Here is a 21,681-nt window from a genome sequence, read left to right as displayed (position 1 = left end):
TATCTCGGTTTTCTATTGATATTATTCTCCAGAGGAGATTTTTAAGTGGAACGAAATATTTCCATTTCCAACGTGGAACCTACAGCTTAAATGAAAGAGCATGGATTGAAGAATAAATTTTGAATCTGAGGGAAATGTAATGATAGGTTTGTAAAATATAATCTAGGGGATGCTGCCAGTGGCAATTTTTGTGTATCAGACATTTGAGATCAAACAGGATAAATTTAAAGAAGGTATTGAAAATATAAAGGAACTAAAAACATTCAGAAATGAGAATTATGATCAAAATGTGGAGATTTTAACACCCGTTTCAGGTGAGGATCATACATACGCACTACTTACCAAATATGAAGGCTTAGCTGAAATGGAATTACAAAACAAAAAAATGTTTGAGGATGAGCAATACTTAAAGCTTATTGGAGACTTTTTCCTACAAAATATTGTTCAAGGCAGTATGTATACGCAAATTTATCGTGCTCTAAGTGAGAAGAAAACTGATAAAAAACAATCGTAGATTTTTGTAAAAGGGTGCCGGTTAACTTTTGGTCGTCAATAACCCCTATTGACTATAGTAACCTTCCTTTTTTCTCACTATCAGTCGTCAATAACCTTAATCGGAACTTTTCCGATTTTTAATATAAGAAAAACACGGCTGTTCACTAGCCGTGTTTTTTCTTGTTCATCCTATGAGTTTAAATCATTTAAACCAGGACTATGTTCATTCGGCATCTCCGGTAAAATAGGAACTGGATAACCTTGTGGCGGCGGTACTACTTGGAGGGTTCCACCATTTCTGCTCGGTGTTTCACCTTGGAAAATTTGGCCGATAAGCGTTTCGTCAAGTCTAAAATTAAACTGGGCATTATGGAAGCCCATTTCAACATATTTACGACATTCAGGATATTTATTAATGTCGTAATTAGGGACTGGGAATAGTTTGGCCCAATCAACACCTAGGGTCTCTAATGCTTTGGCAAATGCATTTTGATGAGCATTATCACGCACGATTAAGAAAGCGAGTGTTTCTCTAAAGGTTTTATTTGTACTCATTTCATAAATACGTGATTTTTGCAAAACTCCGGTGGATTCCAAAACTAAATTGTCTAATAAATCACTTATCAAGTTTCCGTGGCTATATACGTAGTTTCCATTCCAAGGATTCCCCGCGGCGTCTACTGGAAGTGAAGCTTGTGCCCCAACGATAAAGTGATGAGGATTCGCGTGTTTAATCGCTTCCTCTAACGGTGCACCAGTGCTGCCACCAGCACCCACAGCCTCTTCTCCAGCTCCGTTCAAAAGCTGATTAATCGTTGTTTGAACAAGTTCAACATGGCTGATTTCCTCAAGAAATACTCCCCTTAGTAAATCACGGTATTGTTTTTGATTACCGCGAAAGTTAGAGCTTTGGAAAAAATATTGCATCATTGTCCGCATTTCTCCGAATCTTCCACCCAATGTCTCTTGAAGAACCTTAGCTGCTGCAGGATCTGGCTTGTCGGGTACGATCACGTTGATTAAATCTTCTCGATAGAAATACATACTAATCCCCCTAAAAATTAGCTAGTTATTACTTATTTAGCTTTTTCTAGTTCATAGTGCCTTATTCTTTTCAAAGAAGATTTAACCGTTATTGTTTTATTCTATCTTCCGAAGAAGTTACCCTAAACATTCCAAAAAGAAATCCTACTACTAAACCGATAAGGGCAGGAATAATCCACCCAAGTCCTTCCATGTAAAAAGGAAGAATATCAAGTACCCCACTCCATTTATTTGCAAGGAAAGTTTTATTAATCGTATCTATGATACTAAAAAGGGCAACAAAACTTACAACATAGATATAAATCTGCGGATATCTTTTAATAAAATCATCGATGAGGCCTAAAAAGATAATTACGATCGCCAACGGGTAGATCATCCCAAGTATCGGAACGGAAATCTGTAATATTTGCGTTAATCCTAAATTTGCAATGGCGGTACTCAGAACAGATAAGATAATAACCCACTTCTTATAATCTATTTTTGGTATGGCATTTGCGAAAAATTGACTGCAGGAAGTAACTAAACCGATTGACACGCAAAAACATGCTATTGTAAAAACTAATCCTAATATAAAAGTTCCACTTTGACCAAACAAGTGAGTCATGACATTGGACAAGATTTGTGCCCCATTTTCCGTTTGGCCTAAAGACGAACTTGCAGCCCCTAAATAACCTAAGATAAGATAAATTACGGTTAGAAGCAATCCAGCACCTAATCCTGCGTACATCATATATAAAGATCTTTTTTTGTTTTCGATTACACCCTGTGCTTTCAATGTGTTTGCAATCACAATACCAAATGCTAAAGCAGCCAGGGCATCCATAGTTAAATAACCATCTAATACCCCTTGAAATACAGGGTTTGCCTCATAATTTTCTTTCGGTTCGGCAAATGAACCTATTGGATCAATTAAGCTCTTTATAAAAATAATCGTAATTAAAGCCAAAAGAATAGGAGTCAATAATTTCCCGAAAAGGTCAATAAGTTTCGACGGAAACATACACAACCATGCCACTAATCCAAAAAAGATGATGCTATACACTAACAAAGAAACAGGGTTGCCTACTAAATGTTCTGGCAAAAAAGGAGCTAACCCCATTTCAAACGCAAGACTCCCTGCACGTGGAATAGCTAGTCCAGGTCCGATAGCGATATAAATCAAAAATGGGAAAATGAAAGCAAAAAAAGGATGAACCCTTTGGTTTAGCTCGTTAAAGCTTCCTGCCTTTGCAACCACTATAACGCCTAAAATAGGTAGTCCAACAGCTGAAACTATAAAACCAGCAAGAGCTGTCCAAAGATGAGTACCCGCTGATTGCCCCAGAAAAGGTGGAAATATAAGGTTACCTGCACCGAAAAACATTGAAAAAAGCATAAAACTAATAAAGACAATTTGTTTGGCAGAAAAATTCATTAAAAATCTCCTTTAAGATAAAAATATTATTCCATAATAATAAACTATATTTGCCCTTTGTTGGTATATTTATTTTTAACAACTAATTAATAAAAATCCTCTTTCTTATTTTTTCGAAAGAGGAAATTAACTGTTTCTTTATCTAATTCAAAAATAATCTGAGAAATATGGAGTCTGTCGTTCAATTAAATTTTCCAATATTTCCACGGTTTGGTCATTGCTGGTTAATCTCCCGATAGCTGCCAAATAGGATGGTCGTTTGTACCCGAGTAACATTGTCGTCAGTGTCTGGATATCAACAACCACTAGAGGCTGATCCTCACTTTGAGTTAGTTCTCCCTGACCTGTGGCGGAAACATGGAGTGTGAATAACCCCTGGTTCCACTCAAGTAGTGGATCATTAAGCAAAATCGTCAGGTTTATATCTATGCCTGGTGCTCTATACGGGTATTGATTCATAAACTGTTTAACATCCACAATTCTTGCCATAAAATAGGGTGCGATTGTTTCTTTAATATCCCCGTCTTCCAGCCAAAATGCCAATGGTTCATCTGTATAAATGGCCCCTAAAACTTTTGAAACCATAGAAAAATGGGCACTGATGAAATTCCAGAGTCCAATCCGTGCCTCTTCATTCATATAGACCATTTCTTTTATATGAAGCACATCATGTGAAATCCAGTACAACAGATACCCTTGGGGCTGGTGGGAACTATCATAATAAACAGCTGCTGTTAAATCCTCCAAATCCCATCTCCAATACTCCTCCCAGGCCAAATTATTTCGAATCATAGCGGCATTGCGTTTACTAGAAAAGAGTTTGTAAACCGTTTTAATATCAGGATGCTCTGTAGTTAGCCGATCAACATAGCCTGACACTTTTTTTACCTTAGGCAATTGATAGTCTTTGACTTCGAAGGTCATCTTATCAGAAATGATCTCCCAACCCCTTTTACGGTAAAAAGGCAATGAATAGGGGTATAAATAGGAAATAGATTGCTTCCTTTCCTTCATATCCGCTAATGCCTGCCAAATCAACTTATTCATTAGTCCCAAGTTCGCGTATTCAGGGTATGTACCGACGCCTGTCAAACCACCCATCTCAAATGTGCGCCCAAAAATATTTATTTGAAAGGGATAAACAGCTATTTGGGAAATCAATTTTTCCCCATCAAACCAGCCTAACACATCAGCCTGTTCCAAAACGGGAAGTTTTGCTAATGCTATTTCACGTTCCTCCCAACCCACCGTTTGTAAGTCTTTTTTGGTCACTTGGAACACATAACGCAATAACTCGTTGAACTGCCGCCAATGTTTCGGTTCCACTTTCTCCATCTTGAGCCTGTCCAATCGACTCATACCATTACCTCCAAAAATTTAAAATCTTACTCTATGTAAAGGTTTTTATATTAAATTTGTGTAATTTTCTTCTTTTTCATGCGTTTATTTTTGGTAATAATAAAGTGTTTTTGTTTTTATTGTCTATACAAAAAAAAGTTGCTCATCAATTGGAGCAACTAGTTTATATTTATTATTTAATTCCGAGCGCTTTTTTCGTGGCTGGCCCGACAATCCCGTCAGCTGTTAATTTACGGGCCTGTTGAAATTTTCGGACGGCACTATCTGTGTTTGCTCCAAAGACACCATCCACACCTTTCGTACTGTATCCAAGTGAGGTCAGCTTGCGCTGAAGCTCTTGGACGGCAGGACCCCGACTGCCTTTTTTGAGGATTTCTCCACTAGAACTAACAGGAACAGATGGTGCACTAGACCCTCCATTAACTTTATACCCATTGGCTGCCGCAATTGCATTGAAAGATTTCCCTGACGATGTGATGATAACTGTGGTACCATTTGGAACTTGATTAAATAGCCATTCTACCTCACTATCATACATCCGAATACAGCCGCTGCTTACGTACCCTCCTATGGAGGCTGGATTGTTGTTGCCATGAATTGCATATGTCGTTCCCCATGTCCCCCGAGCGTTCAAACCAAGCCAGCGGTTACCGAGTGGATTACGTGGATCTCCACCTGGAATATGTCCCTTATAGTAAGGCCTATTCTTAATCTTAACTACAATCTTGAACTTGCCTTCTGGTGTATACGATTTTTTTCTCCCTGTTCCTACTTTGAACTGTTTTATAAACTTACCATTTTCAAAGTATGCGAGCCGATTGATAGTCTTGTTAATGATAACAAATTTTCCACTGGAAGCTGCAAAACCTGTCGGGACACCAACAAAAAAACTAGACAACATAAAAAAAGCAAATACAAAAAGAATTAACCACTTTTTTTGCAATCTAACCCCTCCAATACGACATAAATACTCATCCGTGTATCTTATGTCGGAGGGGCTTGTCTACATTACAATTTTATTAAAGATATTTCGATTTGGGCGTAAAGTAGGTAATACACTAGTTTATGTAATAAGTACCCATCTAAATATTAATCGATCCTACCGAAGTAATTAGAAAAACCGGGCAAAAAAAGTTCAGTCCTTAGTCTACTGAATTTTCCTTTGGCAGCAGGCATCAGATGATTCCTTTGATTAACGGTGATCTGTTTTTCTCCTCCTAAAAGCATCATACGGTTCCTATGGTTACCAATGAACTGATTTTTCTTCCTTCACAGGCATCATATGCTTCCTATGGTTACCGTTGAACCAATCTTCCTTCCTCACTGGAATCAGAAACAACTATTAGTCTTATAAAAAAAAACCGCAAGACCTTATAACAAGGTTTTGCAGCCAATTGTATCTAAGATGCTATCCAACCTAAAGTTTCGTTCTTAAACTCCACAGCTCTGGGAAAAATTGCTGATCTAGGACTCTTTTTAAATAGGTCACACCTGACGACCCACCGGTCCCCTGCTTATGACCAATGATTCTTTCCACGGTACTCATATGATTAAAGCGCCATAATTGCTGTTGATTGCCAATATCTACTAACTTCTCTGCCAACTCGTATAAATCCCAGTATTGATCAACATTTCGATAGACTGTTAACCACGCTTCTTCCACGCTGGCATTCGGTTCGTAGTTTTTGGACAAATCCCGATGGCGAACCTCATGATCGACAGGTAATCCACGCGCAACAAGAGCTTGTATGGCCGCATCATATATACTTGGTTGATGAAGGGCCGCTTGCATTTTTTCGTATAGGTCTGTTTGATGTTGATAGACTGTTAGTGTATGAACATTTTTATTTCCTAATGCAAATTCAATCAAACGGTTCTGATAAGACTGGAATCCTGACGATTGACCCAATTTATCCCTAAACTCCAAGTACTCAGCAGGTGTCAACGTCGAAAGAACACTCCATGATTGAATTAATTGCTGCTGAATTCTTGAAACACGCGACAGGATTTTGAATGATGGCTCCAAATCGTTGTTTTGAATAAACTCAATAGCCGCAGACAATTCATGAATAATTAACTTCATCCATAATTCACTAGCTTGATGGATAACGATAAATAACATTTCATCATGGTGATCTGACTGCCGATGCTGACTGGATAAGATTTTATCAAGATGGAGATAATCCCCGTATGACATCGCTTTTTGAAAATCTGTTTGAATCGTTTTCTCTAGTCCATTATTTGTGTTTTTTTCTTGTGAATTCATTGTATTAGACCTCCATCATTCTATTGTAGTTAAGTTATTTATGAGAATTTACCACGTTAATTTACCTTTTTGTTAAGAATAGCATCTGACTCGTTCTTTTCAGGATTGTTTCTTCTTTTATTAAAAATAAAATAGGCTGCAGATAAAAACAGTAACCAAGGAACACCGAATTGTAGCATGATTTTAAAACCTGTAAACCAAGTGGTGATCATTAAACTCAGTAGAAGTACCGCTCCTAATATCGTCAAATATGGAAAACCAACCATTTTAACTGGCAATTTCCGGCCGCCTGCCTTCTCCCACTTTTTTCGGAAAAACAAATGAGAAACAAACACCATAAACCACGTGAATATCGCACCAAACATGGAAATCCCCATCATAAATGCGTAAGACGAGTCTGGTAATAATGCATTTACGGCTGCCGCAAGAAAAATACCTAGTGTAGATATAGCAAGAGCACTAAATGGTACACCTTGTTTGCTTAATTTACCTAAAAAGGCTGGTGCATAATTTCCTCGTGATAGTGAAAACATCATCCGAGTTGAAGCATATAACTGACTGTTCATCGCTGACAGTGCAGCTGTCAAAATAATAAAATTCATAATTCCACTTGCACCTGGGATATTTAAGAGTTCCATAACCTTTACGAAAGGACTTTCCTCCACTCCTGCGGATTTCCATGGAACAATCATTAACATGATGCCGATAGTAATAATATAAAATGTCGATAATCGGAACACCGTTGCTTTCAGAGCTTTTGGTACCGCAATATCCGGGTCCTTCGCTTCTCCTGCTGTTACCGCAATCATTTCTGTTCCTAAAAAGCTAAATAAAGATATAAAGATAGCCACCCACATTCCCCACCAGCCGAACGGTAAGAAACCACCAGCATTGACAAGGTTTTCAGGTCCCATTTCTGGTTTTGCAGAGCCTCCAAAGAAAACGTAGGATCCTAGTAAAATAAACCCAACAATTGCACTGATCTTAATCATCGAGAACCAATACTCAAAAGTTGCAAATGTATTTACACTTGTTGCATTTACATAAATCAATACAGCTGCGAACAATAATATCCAGACAAACCCAGGCACATCTGGAAACCAGAACTTCATATATACCGCAATTGCACTTACCTCTACCCCAACAGCAAGTACGTTTGCAATCCAATAGGAATATCGGACAAGATAACCAGCGAACGGGCTAATGTACTTCTCAGAAATAGTACCAAACGACCCTGATGTTGGATGGGCAACAGTCATTTCTGATAAACATCCCATTAAAAGTAAGACAATGAAAGCACCAATGGCATAACTGATTAATACACTAGGACCAGCTGTACTAATGGCAAGTCCACTACCTAGGAAAAGGCCCGTTCCAATCGCACATCCCATAGCTATCATTGTAAGTTGATTTGTTTTTAATTCACGCTTCAACCCATTTTCTGAACCATTTCCATTTTTCAAATGAGTTTTATTGTTCGCCATATAATTCCTCCTCGTTCCATTAGGTTAAGCAACAACTTCTCGTTCATTCTTAAACTTTTCATATTGCTTATCAGTCATAATTTTCTTAAGAATTTGGACCACTTCCCAAACCTCTTTATACGAGGTATAAAGCGCAACTGGCGCAAGACGAATGATGTTTGGAGCACGGAAATCAGGTATGACACCATTTTCTTTCAACGCTTTGCAAATACGTGCGGCTTCTTTATGCTCTAAACTTACATGACCACCCCGACGGACATCTTCGACAGGGTTTCCTATTTTTAATCCCATATCAGATAACTCTTGTTCAAGTAGGTCCATTAGAAATTGATTAATCTTAAGTGACTTAGCGCGGATTTTTTCAATCCCTGCTTCTGCAAAAATCTCCAACGCGCCAAGTAAAGGGGCAAGACTCAACACATGTGGTGTCCCGATTTGATAGGCTCCTGCAGAATCAGCCGGTGTTAAAGAATGCTCCATGTCAAATTGTTTCTCTTTTTTGGAACCAAACCAGCCGGCAAGACCAGGGGCTGTGCCAAAGTGTTTAGAATTCACATATAAACCTCCAACACTACCCGGACCACCATTTAAATGTTTATAATTGCACCAATACGCAAAATCTACACCCCATTCACTAAACGAATGCGGAATTGCTCCGATCGAATGACATCCATCAAAACCGATTAATATCCCTCTTCTGGTCGCTTCAGCTGTCAGACGCTTCATATCCAAGATTTGGCCGCTTCGATAGAGTACTGTCGGCAAAATGATAAGCGCAATTTCATCAGTCATCGCTTCGATAATATCTTCTTCCTCTAAAAAGCGACCATCCCGACTTTTTACACGAATAAGATGTGTATCGGGATCAAATCCATGAATACGCAGCTGACTTTGAAGTGCATAAATATCTGATGGAAAGGTTAATTCGTCAGCCAAAATTTTAGTCCTTGTCCCTTCTGGCTTATAAAAAGTAGCAACTAACTGATGCAAATTGACAGTTGTGGAACCTGTTACAATCACTTCATTTGCTGAACCACCTACTAGAGGAGCCATCATCTCTCCTAATTTTTCCGATAAAGAAAACCAAGGGTTGTTCCCACTCATCCAACCGTCAATTCCATGCTCTTTCCAATCATTTAAGGACTCCAACAGCGTCCGTTCTGCTCTTTTCGAAAGCAGCCCCAATGAATTCCCGTCCATATAAATGGAATTCGGCTTTATGTAAAATTCTTCTCGAAATCTGTTAAGTATATCTTCTTGATCCAATTGTTTTGCATACTCTAAAGTGAAAAGCATCCTATTCCTCCTCGAATCTTGTGTCATTATAGTTAGGGCGTGAAGGGAGGCTATGATTTGCTGGAGAATGAGACACTGCCTAGATCCGCAAATTGTGCCAAAATCGTATCCCCGGGTTGAAAGCTAATCGCTTCCGTTATCGCACCGCTAAGAACGATATCACCTTTCTTTAATCCCTGCCCAGTTCTTCCGAGCTTGTTTACAGCCCAAGCAACAGCAGCTGCTGGATCTCCTAATACGGCAGCACTGGTCCCCGTTGTTGCAACCTCTGAATTCTTAGACATATATACGCCAATTTCTTTCAGGTTTAGAGCATTCGGCGATACCCATTTGTTCCCTACGATAAATTTTGAGGAAGAACAGTTATCCGCAACGACGTCTACGAGAGTAAACTTGAAGTCTAAATAACGGCTATCAATAATCTCGATCGCTGGTGCTACATATTTCGTCACCTTTAAAATATCTTCGGCTGTAACATTAATTCCTTGGATATCTTCATTAATCAAGAAAGCAATTTCCGGTTCTGCTTTGGGATGAATAAAACTGCTAAATTGGACTGGTTCCCATTCAGGTGCAAGCATATCATCCATTAAATACCCGTAGATGGCTTCATGGACACCCATCATCTCTTGCTTTGCCTTACTTGTTAAACCGAGTTTCACTCCAATTCGGCGAAGTCCCTCCTGTTCTTTTTGCTCGATTAATTTTTGTTGTATTTCATAGGCATGCTCAAAAGTTAAATCAGGGTAACTAGTCGTGATTTTCTCGACTTCCCGCTTTTCCTTTTCTGCAGCTAATAGGTAGTCTACGATTTCTTGTTCTGTTCCTTGCAACAGTGTCATAATGGAACCTCCACTTTTAATATTTTTATTCAAGAAAAAACTCGTTTACTCAAAAGTTACAGATACAGTACCTAGTGGGCCAAAATCAGCCAAAATCGTGTCGCCTTCTTTTACTGCAATCGCACCAGAAAGTGCTCCGGGAAGAATTAACTCACCTGCTTTAAGAGTAATCCCAAATTCATGCAATTTATTGGCTAACCATGCGACGGCTTGGGCGGGGTGTCCTAGAGCGGCAGTTCCAGTTCCCGTGGCCATAAGCTCATCATTTTTATAAAGGACCATTCCTTGGGTTCGCAAATCCAAACTGTCGATAGGACACAGCTTTTTCCCAACCACTACTCTAGCTGACGAACCGTTATCTGCCACTGTATCAATCAATTTGATTTTCCAATCAGAAATACGGCTGTCAATAATCTCGATGGTTGGTACTACATATTTCGCAGCCATTAACACATCTAGATAATTCACATTTGGACCAACTAAGTCTTGCTCCAAAATAAAACCAATTTCCGCCTCAACCTTCGGACTGATAAAATCAGCAATTTTTATCGTTGCTTCATCGGCTATTTTCATATTATCTAACAGGTGGCCGTAATCAGGTTCATCGACGCCAAGCATTTGCTGCATTGCTTTACTTGTCAGCCCAACCTTTTTCCCTATGACTTCATTTCCTGCTTTTAACTTTTTACCGATAACTTGGAGTTGGATTTGATAGGCATCGCTTACAGTCAATACGGAAAAGCGCTCCGTCAGCGGTGCGACAGAATATTGATGATTTTCTGCGTCGATTAATTCATTTGCAATCTTTTCTACTAATACTCCCATTTTTTCCTAAACCTTCCATTTCTATATTAATAGATAAAAAGTGGCCATTCAGCCACCTTTTACTTTTAATATTATAATTTCATTGTAATCGTCTTAGCCTCTGTGTAGAATTCAAAACTATGACGTCCACCTTCTCGGCCGATACCACTTGCCTTGGATCCTCCAAATGGCGTTCTTAAATCACGATAATACCAGCAATTGATCCAGAATAACCCTGAATCGATTTGAGAAGCGACACGATGAGCTCGTCTTAAATCATTCGACCAAACGACTCCTGCCAAACCATAAATCGAATCGTTGGCGATTTGAATCGCTTCCTCTTCCGTTTTAAATGGAATGACGACTAATACAGGACCAAAGATTTCTTCCTGTGCGACTCTCATTTTGTTATTTACATCATAGAGCACTGTTGGCTCATAAAAGTTACCATGTGACAATCCTGCCACACGCTTACCGCCTGCAGCAAGTTTCGCACCTTCAGAAATTCCAATTTGCACATAGTTGTCAACCGTTTCTAGATGACCTTTGGAAATCAGTGCGCCCATATCTGTCGTTTCATCCAATGGATCGCCCACTTTGATGTTCTTTGCTGCTGTAACAAATTTTTCTAGGAATTTATCATAAACCGATTCTTGCACCAATAGTCGAGAACCGGCTAAGCAGATTTCCCCTTGATTTCTAAAAATTGCTTCGATTGAGCCTGCGACTGCTTCATCTAAGTCGGCATCCTCAAATACGATATTGGCGGATTTACCACCTAATTCTAATGATACCGGAATTAACTGGGATGCTGCATTTCTCATAACTGTTTTACCAGTGGAACTCTCCCCGACAAAAGAAATCCTGCGAACGTATGGATGAGTGGTCATTGCCGTTCCTACTGTTCCACCTGGACCTGTTAGTATATTCAACACGCCTGGCGGTAATCCTGCTTCGTTGGCAATTTCACCTAACATGACCGCACTGAGTGGTGTATAGGAAGCAGGCTTAACGATCACCGTATTACCAGCAGCTAACGCAGCAGAGACTTTCCAAGTCATTTGCATGAATGGTAAATTCCAAGGAATGATTAAGCTTACTACACCTGCAGGAGCGTATTTTGTATAACTCATATGCTTGGATTGTTCGTAATGCTCGTGATTGATATATTTTGCCATTTCTGCAAAGAATCTTAAGTTTGATGCTGCACGCGGGATATCAAAATCTCTGCTTTCTCTAATGGGCTTACCCACATCTAATGTTTCAATTAGCGCTAACTCCTCGACACGTTCCATGACAAGATCTGCCATTCTGCACAGGATCTTTGCTCTTTCTTCTACTGGCATTTTACTCCAAATACCACTATCATAAGTACGCTTTGCGACCTGAATCGCTCTTTCTACATCTTGCTCACTTGCACTAGCGACAGCAGCTAATTTTTGATTCGTGGCAGGATTAATCGTGTCAAAGGTTTCTTCTGAAATAGCGCTTACATATTCTCCATTAATAAAAAGCTTGGCATCGTTAATTTGAAGTTGTTTTTCTAGGACTTTACTCACCGAGATCACCATCCTCAACTTCTACAATCATCTCAACTTCAACAGCGTTATTGTGTGGCAGCTGAGACATCCCTACTGCTGATCTCGCATGCCTTCCCTTTTCACCAAACACTTCTACCAACAAATCGGAGGATCCATTCATTACTTTAGGATGGTCTTTAAAATCGTGCGTGCTGTTGACCATACCAAGGATTTTAACAATCCTTTTCACTTTGCTAAGGTCACCCAGTTCATTTTTGACTACTGCTAATAGATTAAGCATACATTGTCTTGCTGCTTGATAGCCTACTTCTATCGATACATCTTCACCAAGTTTTCCACGGTATTCATCTGTACCTTGTCCTGATGTGAAAATAAGATTCCCTGTACGAACACAACTTACATAATTACCAGATGCGGGGCGGAGTGCTGGAAGCTTTAATCCAAGTTCCCCTAATCTCTCTTCTGGGGTGATCACCTTGTCTATCATCTTCTCATCTCATTTCCTATTAAATTAATAAATTAACCGGTATATTTAAAAATCTTAGTGCATTTTCACCTAACATTGCTCTTTTCTGTTCTTCGCTTAGTGTTAAGGTGTCATCAATAATCTTCCCTGGTGGAGTTTCCCGCAGTAAGAATGGGTAATCCGATCCCATAATGACTTGTTCAGCACCAAATTTTTCGACTAAGAATTTAATATTTACAGGATTATTTACGATTGAATCATAGAAAAATTTCTTGGCATAAAAACTTGGAGGATGCGCCGTGAACTGCAAATGCGGCCAAACATTCCAACCATGATCAAGTCTAGGGAGAATGTAAGGAAGTGACCCGCCTCCATGAGAAAAACAAATTTTAAGTTTTGGAAATTTCTCGATGACACCTCCCAGGATCAGACTTGCTGCAGCCAATGCTGTTTCACTTGGCATTCCAACCGTATACATTAAGTTATGGGAGGAAAAACGATCTCCACCCAGTGTTTCCCATGGATGAACAAATATTGGAACATTCCATTTCTCACACATCGCAAAGAAATCAATTAATGATTCATCGTCTAAATTTTTGCCATTAATGTTTGTTCCAATCTCAATCCCTTTTAATCCTAGTTGATGTACACAGCGGTCTAGTTCACGAATCGCTTCTTCGACATTTTGCAGAGGAACCGTCCCTAGACCAATAAATTTGGTTGGATGCTGAGCTACTGTTTCGGCGATGAAATCATTTTGATATCTTGCCATAGCTACTGCTTCTTCTGTAGGTGCCCAATAGGAAAACGTTACAGGAATTGGCGATAAAACTTGTATGTCTATATTTTCTCTTTCCATATCGGAAATCCTTTTTTCAGGCCTCCAAACCTGGTCTGTCACTTCTCGAAAAACCTTCCCAGCCACCATAATATTAGCACCACAAGAGCAGGTAGGCTGGAGTACTGGCCACTTGTCGTTTTGGTACCTTTTCGCAAAATCAGGGAAATTTTCAGGGATGATATGTGTATGAAAATCTACTCGCATTTCCATTCACTCGCTTCTTCGGGCATAATATGTCCGCAGTTCTTACAAGAGCGAAGCTCTAAATTACTGTTAAATCCATGAATCGCTTCTTTTACCTGGACTTCAATATTTGTCAATTGGACGGTAACGCGGTGCATTTCATGATCACATTCATCACAAAACCAAACAAAATCCTCTAATTCACCTTCATCTCTGTCACGTTCAATTACGATCCCGATTGTATCAGCGACCCGATGTGGGGAGTGGGGAACATTTGGAGGGAGATGAAATACTTCTCCTTCTCTCACTGTAATTACTTCTCTTTTACCTTCCGCATTAATAATTTCAACGTAGCAATCACCTTTTAATTGATAAAATATCTCTTCAGATGGGTCCACATGAAAATCACGTCGTTTGTTTGGACCTCCGAGGACCATGAACATTAGTTCAGAATCCTTCCAAACTACTTTATTATTTACTGGCGGCTTAAGTAAATCTTTATTTTCTTCAATAAATCCCCAAAGGTTAATTGGTTTTAATGAGTTTGTCATAAAAATCTTCTCCTCTCAACTTTTAATACAAAAGCTTATCCATTTACTGTTGCAAATTTTTCCTCAGATGATTTTAATGCCTCCTGCATGAAGACCACTTCTTTTGCTAAAGCAGTAATTCTTGTTAGAACCTCAGAATCGATGATTTCATTTTCTTCATTAAAATGATCGTTATTAACATAGACATAGCCTGGTGCCACAAAGGCTCGGAAAAATCCTGCGATCGGCTTCAATTGATTTTCGATAACCAGGTAATGCTGGTATGTACCACCTGTTGCAACAAAACCGATTACTTTGTTGCGAATCTCCTTAGGATTGATTAAATCAAACAAATTTTTGAGTGGGCCAGATAAAGATCCCTGGAATATCGGTGTTCCGATAATATAGAAGTCAGCAGAATTAACAATATCGAGAACTTTCTTAGTGTCACCTGTATAGGTTGAAGGATTTCGTCCATCACAGAACTGAATCTCATACTCTCTTAAATCCAACAATTCTACTTCAACGATAGGATGATGTTTCTTTACATCCTCTAATACCTTTTGAACAACAATACTTGTTTTTGCGCCAATAATTGTGCCTGAAATTCCTAATAACTTCATAGAGTGATCTCCCTTCTAATACTCAGTGGATACCATGTAGTCTCATTTACTTGACTTCCGTTTACAGTCCTAGTAATGAGTAGGACTGCTGGAAATCTCCCTCTGAAATTAACTGGCGGATTCTCGTCGATGAAATAAGTTTACCGCCGTTACAATAAGCAGGAGGAGTGATATTGATATGAAAATACTTTTCTAAAAGATTTACATCCCCTGCTCTGTTTTTTCCAAAATGAAAATCAGAACCAACTGAAATCTCTACTGGGTTAAGCTTAGATAATTCACAAATAAAATCTTCAGGGGGACGGGTGGCATACCATTCATCGAAGCTGGCAACGATTATATAATCCACACCTAACTTCGCTATCCTGCTGACCTTTTCCTGAATTGGTGTCAAAATTTGAACGCCCTTAAAAAAATTTCGAGGAGGCGGGTCGAAAGTATATACAACGCTAGGAACCTGATAAACCCGACTCTTTTCCACAGCTTGATGTCCTTTATGGACTCCATCAAAAGCACCAATAGCAATCACCGAACCAGATAATGTCAAAACTCCATCTTTTAGCGTTTGCATCGTTCACACCTCCTCTTACTTTTGATTTACTTTTATAAGCTTGTAACCTCATTTTTTCGATTAAATATTTTCATTGCTTCATCAGCCAGCTCAAAGGAATTCTGCTTTTTGTGGTTGTTATAGAAAATCGCTCTTTTACGAATTGGATCTCCAGTATAATAGCGTTCGTATTGAAGAACTCTTTGTCCAAATGCCTCGCCACATAAATCCCATGCTAGCTTAAAGAGATGAACGCGTTCTTCCGCTGAAACTCCCTCTCTTCCAAGATAATACTTCTCTAAATCCTCTCTTAATTCCGGATTCTCGAAATCAGCATCTGTTGGAGACATTAGTAGGCCACCTGCACCAATGATTTGGATCACTTCAATCGCACGTGGGTACATTTTTGGCAGCAATCCTCGAATTGTTTCTAGTGGTGCATAGGCTGGCATCGCTTCCCCAGTAGCAGTTACTTCATGTTCATACTCTGAAATTCTGAGTAATGCCCTAATCGATTCAACCGATTGGACTAATTCTCCTAAATCATTTTGTACATTTAGGTAGGCATCAACACCGATGGAGTCGGCGATTTTACAAGCCACTTCGGTTGCAAATTGTAGTTTGATTAACCCTCTTACACCAGACTGATGAGCTGGCTGCTGAGCGATTCCTGTTTTCGGATAGAGTAAATTTGCTGCTTCAACATTGTTATAAAGGAATACACGATGCCAAGGTACTAAAACATCATTAAAGACTAAGACCGCATCCATTTCTTCGAATCTTGATGCTAATGGGTGGTCATATACCGAACGCTGTCCATCCTGCATTGCTTCACGGCAGATAATGCGAAGACCAGGAGTATCAAGTGGTAGTGCAAACGCAAGTGCATAGCGCTCATCACCAGGCTTAAATCCAGGAAAAGAATAAACAATTACTTCGTCAGTTATCGGTGCAAGTGTAGCTAGCATTTTCGCTCCTCTTACAATTAAGCCATCAGGTGTTTCTTTAACAGCACCTAGATGGGTAAACATATCCTGTTGTTCGTGTGATGATTTGCTGCGGTCATTCTGCGGATTAATAATTGCATGGGTTAAAAATAAATCATTATCGCGGATAAACTTATAATATGATCGAATATTTTTTCCCCATTCAGGATTGTATTTGTCCAGGAACTCCGAATTGCTCGCCATGGATGTAACGACTACATTTAAGAAATCAGGTGTTCTTCCCATTAAACCAAAGGTCGCTTTGGCAAACTCTTCGAAGGTTCTTCTCCGAGCTTGTAAATCTTGATAGCTTTTTGGTACCAAGAATGCATTCGAGATTCTTTCTCCTGTTTCTTCACAAATATGAGTAATGTCCTCTTGAAATTTGGAGTCATGCTGCATATCATATAGCTTTGCAATTTGAAGAATTGGCTGATGAAAAACTGGCTCTTCAAAGATATTTTTTACTTTTTTTCCTGATAACCAAACTTCTGGACTTCGGGTTTTTAATGCCTCGATATATTGTGCTCCTGTACGAATTCCCATAAAACATCCTCCTTTAATTTCATATTTTCATTATAAAATTGATTTTTTTGAGTCATTGTAGTCTGATTAACATTTTTTCTAAAAAAATAAAATTTTCATTTTATTGAAACAAATAAAGCAACACACATCATTCTAAATACAAATGATATGAGCTGCTTTTCTTTTTATATATGCTAGACTTCATCCACCCAATATTGATTTTCTATCTTTAATCTTTTACACTGTTGTTAAGTGGTTAACGCATATAAACTTTTTCCTTGCATTCAGATGTAAGCGTTAACAATTTAGTGTCACTATTTTATAGCATGTGATTAATTACATATTTCCTAGATTTACAGTTTTATTGTCTTTTTACATACATTTCACTTAGGAGTTGATTAGTTGGCAATCTTGTTTGACAGTGATATTAATTGGGAATCATGCTTGCAGTTTGGTACTAGACAATTCTTCAAAGAGAAATCATCTATTTACCAGCAAGGGACGATCGGGGATGGATTTTATTATATCCAAAAGGGATTAATTAAAGTAACGTCTACCACTTCGTTTGGAAAAGAGCGTTTGTTAAACATCGCTATTCCCGGGCAGCTATTAGGAGTTCAAGCGATGGACCGACAGCCACATTTTACTACCGCAACGGCAGTAAATGACTCTATTCTCTATTTTTTCTCATGTGAACATTTTCAAAAATTAATTAAAGCTCAACCTTCTATCCTTAACATTTTTATCAAAACCGTTATTCATAAAATGCACATATTAGCTGATAAAATTTATTTGGATTCTCTCACACCAGAACAGCAACTGTCGGTGATACTACTAAATATTTGTTACGAATTTAAGAATTACGAAGTTCCTCTCACACAACAAGACCTTACAAAATGCACAGGCTTAACGAGAATCACCTTATATAAGATTATAAAACAATGGAAAGCTGAAGAAATTATTGAGATTCGTGGTAAGAAGTTTTTAATAAAGAAACCTGATGAATTAAAAAAGCTTCTTGGTAAGGTGATAATTTGAAAAATCTTCGATATTCGTGGAGCCCATTTTTAAAATATGGAAAAAAACTAGAGATTGAGGAAAATTCAGTTGTATACCATCAGGGAAGTGAAGGCAAGGGTTTTTTCTACTTATCTAAGGGTGGGATAAAGATAACTCTTCTCTCACAAGAAGGTGTGGAACGGACGGTGAATTATGTACCAGAAGGAATGCTATTTGGGGAGCACGGTGTGAAAAATGAACCCTATTTAACCTCAGCCACCTCGAGTAGTTCATCTGAGATCTATTTTTTTTCTGATGAGGCTTTATTCATGATTTGTGAGGAACATCCTGAGGCAGCGTGTATTTTCACCAACTCACTAATCTATAAATTTAGGATTCTTGCAGAAATTATTTCCTTTCTTAATTCGCCTATTGAGCAGCAAATGGCCCACTTCCTTTTAAAGTTAGTAAGCGAAAATGGTAATTTTTCAATCGACCAATCTTCTTTTGCCCGTTACATAGGGACCTCTAGGATTACGGTAAATAAAATACTGAATAAATGGAAAAGCCAACAATGGATCCAAATATCAACCCGTACAATTGACATCCTAGATATTAATCAATTAAAAGAAATTCGAGACTCTGGTGCAATCGACATTTCGAACTTGGATATATTAATGTTATCTCTATAGATGAAAGAAGCAGGCGCCATTAAGGTTTCCTGCTTCTGTTCCTCTAGTCTTCGCACGATTAAAATAATATTGTCGACAAATATACAACAGTAGTTACAGTAATCATGCTTAGTAATGTAGACAACAATACCACTTGTGCTGCATAATCTGGGTAATTTCCGTATTCTAACGCGAAAAGTGCACTGTTTCTTGAAGTTGGGAACGAGCTTGCTATAAACAAAGCCTGCGCCGTAGTACCCTCCAATTTTAAAAGTAATATAATGATCATCGCGATGGAGGGAGAAAGTATTAAACGGCCAAAGAGACTTAGAATAAGTGAGATAGAGAATCGATTTATTTTTAAAAAAGCACTTTGTGCACCGAGCGTAACCAGGGCCACAGCCACAAAGGCATTTGAAATATTTTCAATCGGAGTCCACAAGTATTTTGGTATTTTGATAGAAAGTGAATTAAAAACCAAACCTAACAAAAAGGCATAAACAACTGGATTTTTCATAAATACTTTCATTGCTTGTAAACCTTTGTAATTTACTCTTATTGAATTAAATAACCCATATGTATTGGTAAGAAGATTTTGATAAATCATAACCACCACTTGGATGGATAAACCAAGTGGATTATGCTGAAATACAAGTTGACTTACAGGTAACCCAAAATTCCCAGAATTATTTAGTATCACACTGTTTTTGAAGGTCGAAGATAATCTATTATCAAATTTGGCTAATCGAGATATGATGGTACTGAAGAAAATAAGACAAAGACTTTGGATTACTAAGAAAGTAAGAATATTTAAGACTGTTTCTCCCTCCATTTTAGTCTGATAAATGTTGACAAAACTTACAGCAGGCATGAGCAAATAGTTATTTAATTTTGATAATGTATTCATATCAAATGTAATTTTTCGATGAAGAAACGCACCAATTCCAATAAGACAAAAAACAGGTAAAATGACATTTAATATGATAAGAAGTAAAACACTCAAAAATTTCCCTCCAATTAAAACCTAATGCAGCGGGACTGCTATACTGCAGCATATTGATACATAAGAAACCTCCTTGCTTAGTTGGAGTTTCCAACAAAGCAAAGGAGGTTACAGAGTCTGTTTAATAGTACCTATTTACCAGAAAATTCAAGATACTTTAGTGTCGTTATAGTAAATAACCTCTGAGAGAATCCTACAACCTTTTACTTTATTAAAAGCTTCTAAAGCTTCTTTTTCTGTATTATATTCAAACAATGCAGGGATTTTCCCTTCTGAATAGACAGTGAGTATCCACATAATCATTCATCTCCAGTCAAATTATTAAATGATTTTCATGAGAATTCAGCAAATTTTAATTAAAAGGGAAAAATGGACAAAATAATAGCAACAAAAATCATAACCCCTGTGGATCCACAGGCCCATTTAAAGAATGTTCTCTGCAAGTCTCCGAATTCTTCTCCAACCATACCGACTAATAAGTAAGTTGAAGGTACTAGAGGACTTAATAAATGTACAGGCATCCCCATAAGTGACGCTCGTCCAATTGCAGCCGGATCAATTCCATATACACTTCCTGCTTTGGCAAGTAATGGCAAAACTCCGTAGTAAAATGCATCGTTGGACATAAAAAATGTTAATGGTGCACTGATAATCGCAGTAATAATTGCAAAATGGGAGCCCAAAGCATCTGGAATATGAGAGATCATCGTAGTTGCCATAGCGTCTACCATTTTCGTTCCAGAAAGAATACCTGTAAAAATACCTGCAGCAAATACCATTGACACAACTGATAGTGCATTATCAGCGTAGTGCATAATCCGTTCTTTTTGTTCTTTTAGATTTGGATAATTGATGGTGATCGCAATTGCAAATCCAATCATAAATAATACGGTTGTAGGCAGCATTTCTTGGATTAGTGCAACTAAAAGCAGAATAGTTAGCAGATAGTTTACAAGAATTAATTTGGGACGTTTAAGGAAAGCATCCTCAGATGTAGCTGCCATCAAAGACAATGTGCTATAATCAATTTCCATAACACCTATCCGTTTACGCTCTTTTCTACCAAGACAGTAGGCCATGAACAATACAAACAACACTCCCCCCACCATACTAGGAATTACAGGAGTGAAAATATCTCCCATCTCAAGATGTAATGCTGTCATTGCTCTAGCTGTTGGTCCTCCCCAAGGAAGAAGGTTCATAACACCTGAAGATGATACAGCGATCCCTGCAAGTACCAATGGTTTCATGCCAATACGTTTATACAAAGGAAGCATGGCAGAAATGGTGATCATATATGTAGTTGTTCCGTCACCATCAAGGGAGATTATTAACGCAAGAACTGCTGTTCCAATCGCTATTTTAACAGGATCCCCTTTAACTACCTTCAAAATCGTTGAAATGATAGGATCAAAAACCCCTGCATCTATCATGATTCCAAAGAAGAGAATCGCAAATAGAATCATAATTCCTGTTGGTGCCACACTTTTTATACCTTCAAGCGCCATTGGTCCCATTTCTTTTCCGAATCCGCCTATCAATGCAAATACAACAGGTATCACCATTAGAGCAATCATTGCAGATAAACGTTTTGTCATAATTAATACCATAAAAATAATGATCATTAAAAATCCTAAAGTTGCCAGCATCTCTTCCACCCCTTTTGTTTGTAAATTAATAATAATCGAAATATTCCTAACTGAAAACGTTTCCAAAATAAAGTTATTATCGTACATTATTCTATATTTTGTTCATTTTG

Annotated in this window: 22 protein-coding genes; 3 read left to right on the top strand and 19 right to left on the bottom strand. The window is 38.3% G+C overall.

The features are described from left to right. Positions 1–178 precede the first annotated feature (178 nt). Complete coding sequence (locus tag J7E67_RS09210; protein WP_214731460.1) at positions 179–514, top strand: hypothetical protein; 336 nt, start codon at positions 179–181, stop codon at positions 512–514. A 170-nt stretch (positions 515–684) separates the two neighbouring features. Here J7E67_RS09210 and J7E67_RS09205 read toward each other — a convergent pair whose 3' ends face one another. The 16 genes from J7E67_RS09205 to J7E67_RS09130 all read right to left on the bottom strand — a co-directional run bounded on the left by J7E67_RS09205 (position 685) and on the right by J7E67_RS09130 (position 17,270). Further along, positions 685–1,539, bottom strand: coding sequence for a manganese catalase family protein (locus tag J7E67_RS09205; protein WP_214712953.1), 855 nt, complete (start codon positions 1,537–1,539; stop codon positions 685–687). A gap of 88 nt (positions 1,540–1,627) precedes the next feature. Next, entirely contained in the window at positions 1,628–2,953 is a 1,326-nt protein-coding gene (brnQ, locus tag J7E67_RS09200; protein WP_214712954.1) for a branched-chain amino acid transport system II carrier protein, read from the bottom strand. 147 nt (positions 2,954–3,100) lie between these two features. Then, positions 3,101–4,312 carry a GNAT family N-acetyltransferase gene (locus tag J7E67_RS09195; protein WP_214712955.1) on the bottom strand — a complete coding sequence of 404 codons (1,212 nt, stop codon included), beginning with the start codon at positions 4,310–4,312 and terminating at the stop codon, positions 3,101–3,103. A gap of 172 nt (positions 4,313–4,484) precedes the next feature. Beyond that, on the bottom strand, positions 4,485–5,255 hold the full coding sequence (locus tag J7E67_RS31810; protein WP_285290485.1) for a L,D-transpeptidase family protein: 771 nt from the start codon (positions 5,253–5,255) through the stop codon (positions 4,485–4,487). 474 nt (positions 5,256–5,729) lie between these two features. Beyond that, a complete protein-coding gene (gene kynA / locus J7E67_RS09185) occupies positions 5,730–6,578 on the bottom strand; it encodes a tryptophan 2,3-dioxygenase (protein WP_214712956.1) in 849 nt (282 codons plus the stop codon). Positions 6,579–6,634: 56 nt separating this feature from the next. Continuing rightward, positions 6,635–8,062, bottom strand: coding sequence for an amino acid permease (locus tag J7E67_RS09180; RefSeq protein WP_214712957.1), 1,428 nt, complete (start codon positions 8,060–8,062; stop codon positions 6,635–6,637). A 24-nt stretch (positions 8,063–8,086) separates the two neighbouring features. Continuing rightward, positions 8,087–9,358 carry a kynureninase gene (gene kynU / locus J7E67_RS09175; protein WP_214712958.1) on the bottom strand — a complete coding sequence of 424 codons (1,272 nt, stop codon included), beginning with the start codon at positions 9,356–9,358 and terminating at the stop codon, positions 8,087–8,089. A gap of 50 nt (positions 9,359–9,408) precedes the next feature. Continuing rightward, the gene (locus J7E67_RS09170) at positions 9,409–10,200 is read right to left on the bottom strand and encodes a 2-keto-4-pentenoate hydratase (RefSeq protein WP_214731459.1); all 792 of its coding nucleotides are present in this window, start codon (positions 10,198–10,200) and stop codon (positions 9,409–9,411) included. Positions 10,201–10,245: 45 nt separating this feature from the next. Further along, positions 10,246–11,025 (bottom strand): 2-keto-4-pentenoate hydratase, encoded by a 780-nt coding sequence (locus J7E67_RS09165; RefSeq protein WP_214712960.1) that lies wholly within the window; start codon positions 11,023–11,025, stop codon positions 10,246–10,248. 71 nt (positions 11,026–11,096) lie between these two features. Further along, positions 11,097–12,575, bottom strand: coding sequence for an aldehyde dehydrogenase (locus J7E67_RS09160; RefSeq protein WP_214712961.1), 1,479 nt, complete (start codon positions 12,573–12,575; stop codon positions 11,097–11,099). Further along, on the bottom strand, positions 12,556–13,029 hold the full coding sequence (locus J7E67_RS09155) for a RidA family protein (RefSeq protein WP_214712996.1): 474 nt from the start codon (positions 13,027–13,029) through the stop codon (positions 12,556–12,558). Before J7E67_RS09155 ends, J7E67_RS09160 begins: the two co-directional genes overlap by 20 nt. 22 nt (positions 13,030–13,051) lie before the next feature. After that, entirely contained in the window at positions 13,052–14,056 is a 1,005-nt protein-coding gene (locus J7E67_RS09150; RefSeq protein ID WP_214712997.1) for an amidohydrolase family protein, read from the bottom strand. After that, the gene (locus J7E67_RS09145; protein ID WP_214731458.1) at positions 14,047–14,586 is read right to left on the bottom strand and encodes a 3-hydroxyanthranilate 3,4-dioxygenase; all 540 of its coding nucleotides are present in this window, start codon (positions 14,584–14,586) and stop codon (positions 14,047–14,049) included. Before J7E67_RS09145 ends, J7E67_RS09150 begins: the two co-directional genes overlap by 10 nt. Positions 14,587–14,621: 35 nt before the next feature. Then, on the bottom strand, positions 14,622–15,188 hold the full coding sequence (locus J7E67_RS09140; RefSeq protein WP_214731457.1) for an NADPH-dependent FMN reductase: 567 nt from the start codon (positions 15,186–15,188) through the stop codon (positions 14,622–14,624). A gap of 61 nt (positions 15,189–15,249) precedes the next feature. After that, positions 15,250–15,759: an FAD synthetase family protein gene (locus J7E67_RS09135; protein WP_214712962.1), complete on the bottom strand. Its 510-nt coding sequence runs from the start codon at positions 15,757–15,759 to the stop codon at positions 15,250–15,252. Positions 15,760–15,791: 32 nt separating this feature from the next. After that, the gene (locus J7E67_RS09130) at positions 15,792–17,270 is read right to left on the bottom strand and encodes a 4-hydroxyphenylacetate 3-hydroxylase family protein (protein ID WP_214731456.1); all 1,479 of its coding nucleotides are present in this window, start codon (positions 17,268–17,270) and stop codon (positions 15,792–15,794) included. 381 nt (positions 17,271–17,651) lie between these two features. Here J7E67_RS09130 and J7E67_RS09125 point away from each other — a divergent pair, with 381 nt between their 5' ends. After that, entirely contained in the window at positions 17,652–18,287 is a 636-nt protein-coding gene (locus J7E67_RS09125; RefSeq protein WP_214712964.1) for a Crp/Fnr family transcriptional regulator, read from the top strand. Next, positions 18,284–18,940, top strand: a complete 657-nt coding sequence (locus J7E67_RS09120) for a Crp/Fnr family transcriptional regulator (RefSeq protein WP_214712965.1) — start codon at positions 18,284–18,286, stop codon at positions 18,938–18,940. Before J7E67_RS09125 ends, J7E67_RS09120 begins: the two co-directional genes overlap by 4 nt. Before the next feature lie 58 nt (positions 18,941–18,998). Here J7E67_RS09120 and J7E67_RS09115 read toward each other — a convergent pair whose 3' ends face one another. The 3 genes from J7E67_RS09115 to J7E67_RS09105 all read right to left on the bottom strand — a co-directional run bounded on the left by J7E67_RS09115 (position 18,999) and on the right by J7E67_RS09105 (position 21,658). Next, the gene (locus tag J7E67_RS09115; RefSeq protein WP_214712966.1) at positions 18,999–19,922 is read right to left on the bottom strand and encodes an AEC family transporter; all 924 of its coding nucleotides are present in this window, start codon (positions 19,920–19,922) and stop codon (positions 18,999–19,001) included. 147 nt (positions 19,923–20,069) lie between these two features. Then, complete coding sequence (locus J7E67_RS09110) at positions 20,070–20,219, bottom strand: hypothetical protein (protein ID WP_214712967.1); 150 nt, start codon at positions 20,217–20,219, stop codon at positions 20,070–20,072. 59 nt (positions 20,220–20,278) lie between these two features. Further along, the gene (locus J7E67_RS09105) at positions 20,279–21,658 is read right to left on the bottom strand and encodes a CitMHS family transporter (protein ID WP_374102952.1); all 1,380 of its coding nucleotides are present in this window, start codon (positions 21,656–21,658) and stop codon (positions 20,279–20,281) included. Positions 21,659–21,681 lie beyond the last annotated feature (23 nt).

Source organism: Bacillus sp. ISL-46 (assembly GCF_018613205.1).
This window is presented reverse-complemented; position numbering and strand designations above follow the sequence as displayed.

Coding starts and splice junctions, on each gene's coding strand:
- J7E67_RS09205 (WP_214712953.1), bottom strand. CDS start 1,539: ATGTATTTCTATCGAGAAGATTTAATCAACGTGATCGTACCCGACAAG.
- brnQ (WP_214712954.1), bottom strand. CDS start 2,953: ATGAATTTTTCTGCCAAACAAATTGTCTTTATTAGTTTTATGCTTTTT.
- J7E67_RS09195 (WP_214712955.1), bottom strand. CDS start 4,312: ATGAGTCGATTGGACAGGCTCAAGATGGAGAAAGTGGAACCGAAACAT.
- kynA (WP_214712956.1), bottom strand. CDS start 6,578: ATGAATTCACAAGAAAAAAACACAAATAATGGACTAGAGAAAACGATT.
- J7E67_RS09180 (WP_214712957.1), bottom strand. CDS start 8,062: ATGGCGAACAATAAAACTCATTTGAAAAATGGAAATGGTTCAGAAAAT.
- kynU (WP_214712958.1), bottom strand. CDS start 9,358: ATGCTTTTCACTTTAGAGTATGCAAAACAATTGGATCAAGAAGATATA.
- J7E67_RS09170 (WP_214731459.1), bottom strand. CDS start 10,200: ATGACACTGTTGCAAGGAACAGAACAAGAAATCGTAGACTACCTATTA.
- J7E67_RS09165 (WP_214712960.1), bottom strand. CDS start 11,025: ATGGGAGTATTAGTAGAAAAGATTGCAAATGAATTAATCGACGCAGAA.
- J7E67_RS09160 (WP_214712961.1), bottom strand. CDS start 12,575: ATGGTGATCTCGGTGAGTAAAGTCCTAGAAAAACAACTTCAAATTAAC.
- J7E67_RS09150 (WP_214712997.1), bottom strand. CDS start 14,056: ATGCGAGTAGATTTTCATACACATATCATCCCTGAAAATTTCCCTGAT.
- J7E67_RS09145 (WP_214731458.1), bottom strand. CDS start 14,586: ATGACAAACTCATTAAAACCAATTAACCTTTGGGGATTTATTGAAGAA.
- J7E67_RS09140 (WP_214731457.1), bottom strand. CDS start 15,188: ATGAAGTTATTAGGAATTTCAGGCACAATTATTGGCGCAAAAACAAGT.
- J7E67_RS09135 (WP_214712962.1), bottom strand. CDS start 15,759: ATGCAAACGCTAAAAGATGGAGTTTTGACATTATCTGGTTCGGTGATT.
- J7E67_RS09130 (WP_214731456.1), bottom strand. CDS start 17,270: ATGGGAATTCGTACAGGAGCACAATATATCGAGGCATTAAAAACCCGA.
- J7E67_RS09110 (WP_214712967.1), bottom strand. CDS start 20,219: ATGTGGATACTCACTGTCTATTCAGAAGGGAAAATCCCTGCATTGTTT.
- J7E67_RS09105 (WP_374102952.1), bottom strand. CDS start 21,658: ATGTACGATAATAACTTTATTTTGGAAACGTTTTCAGTTAGGAATATT.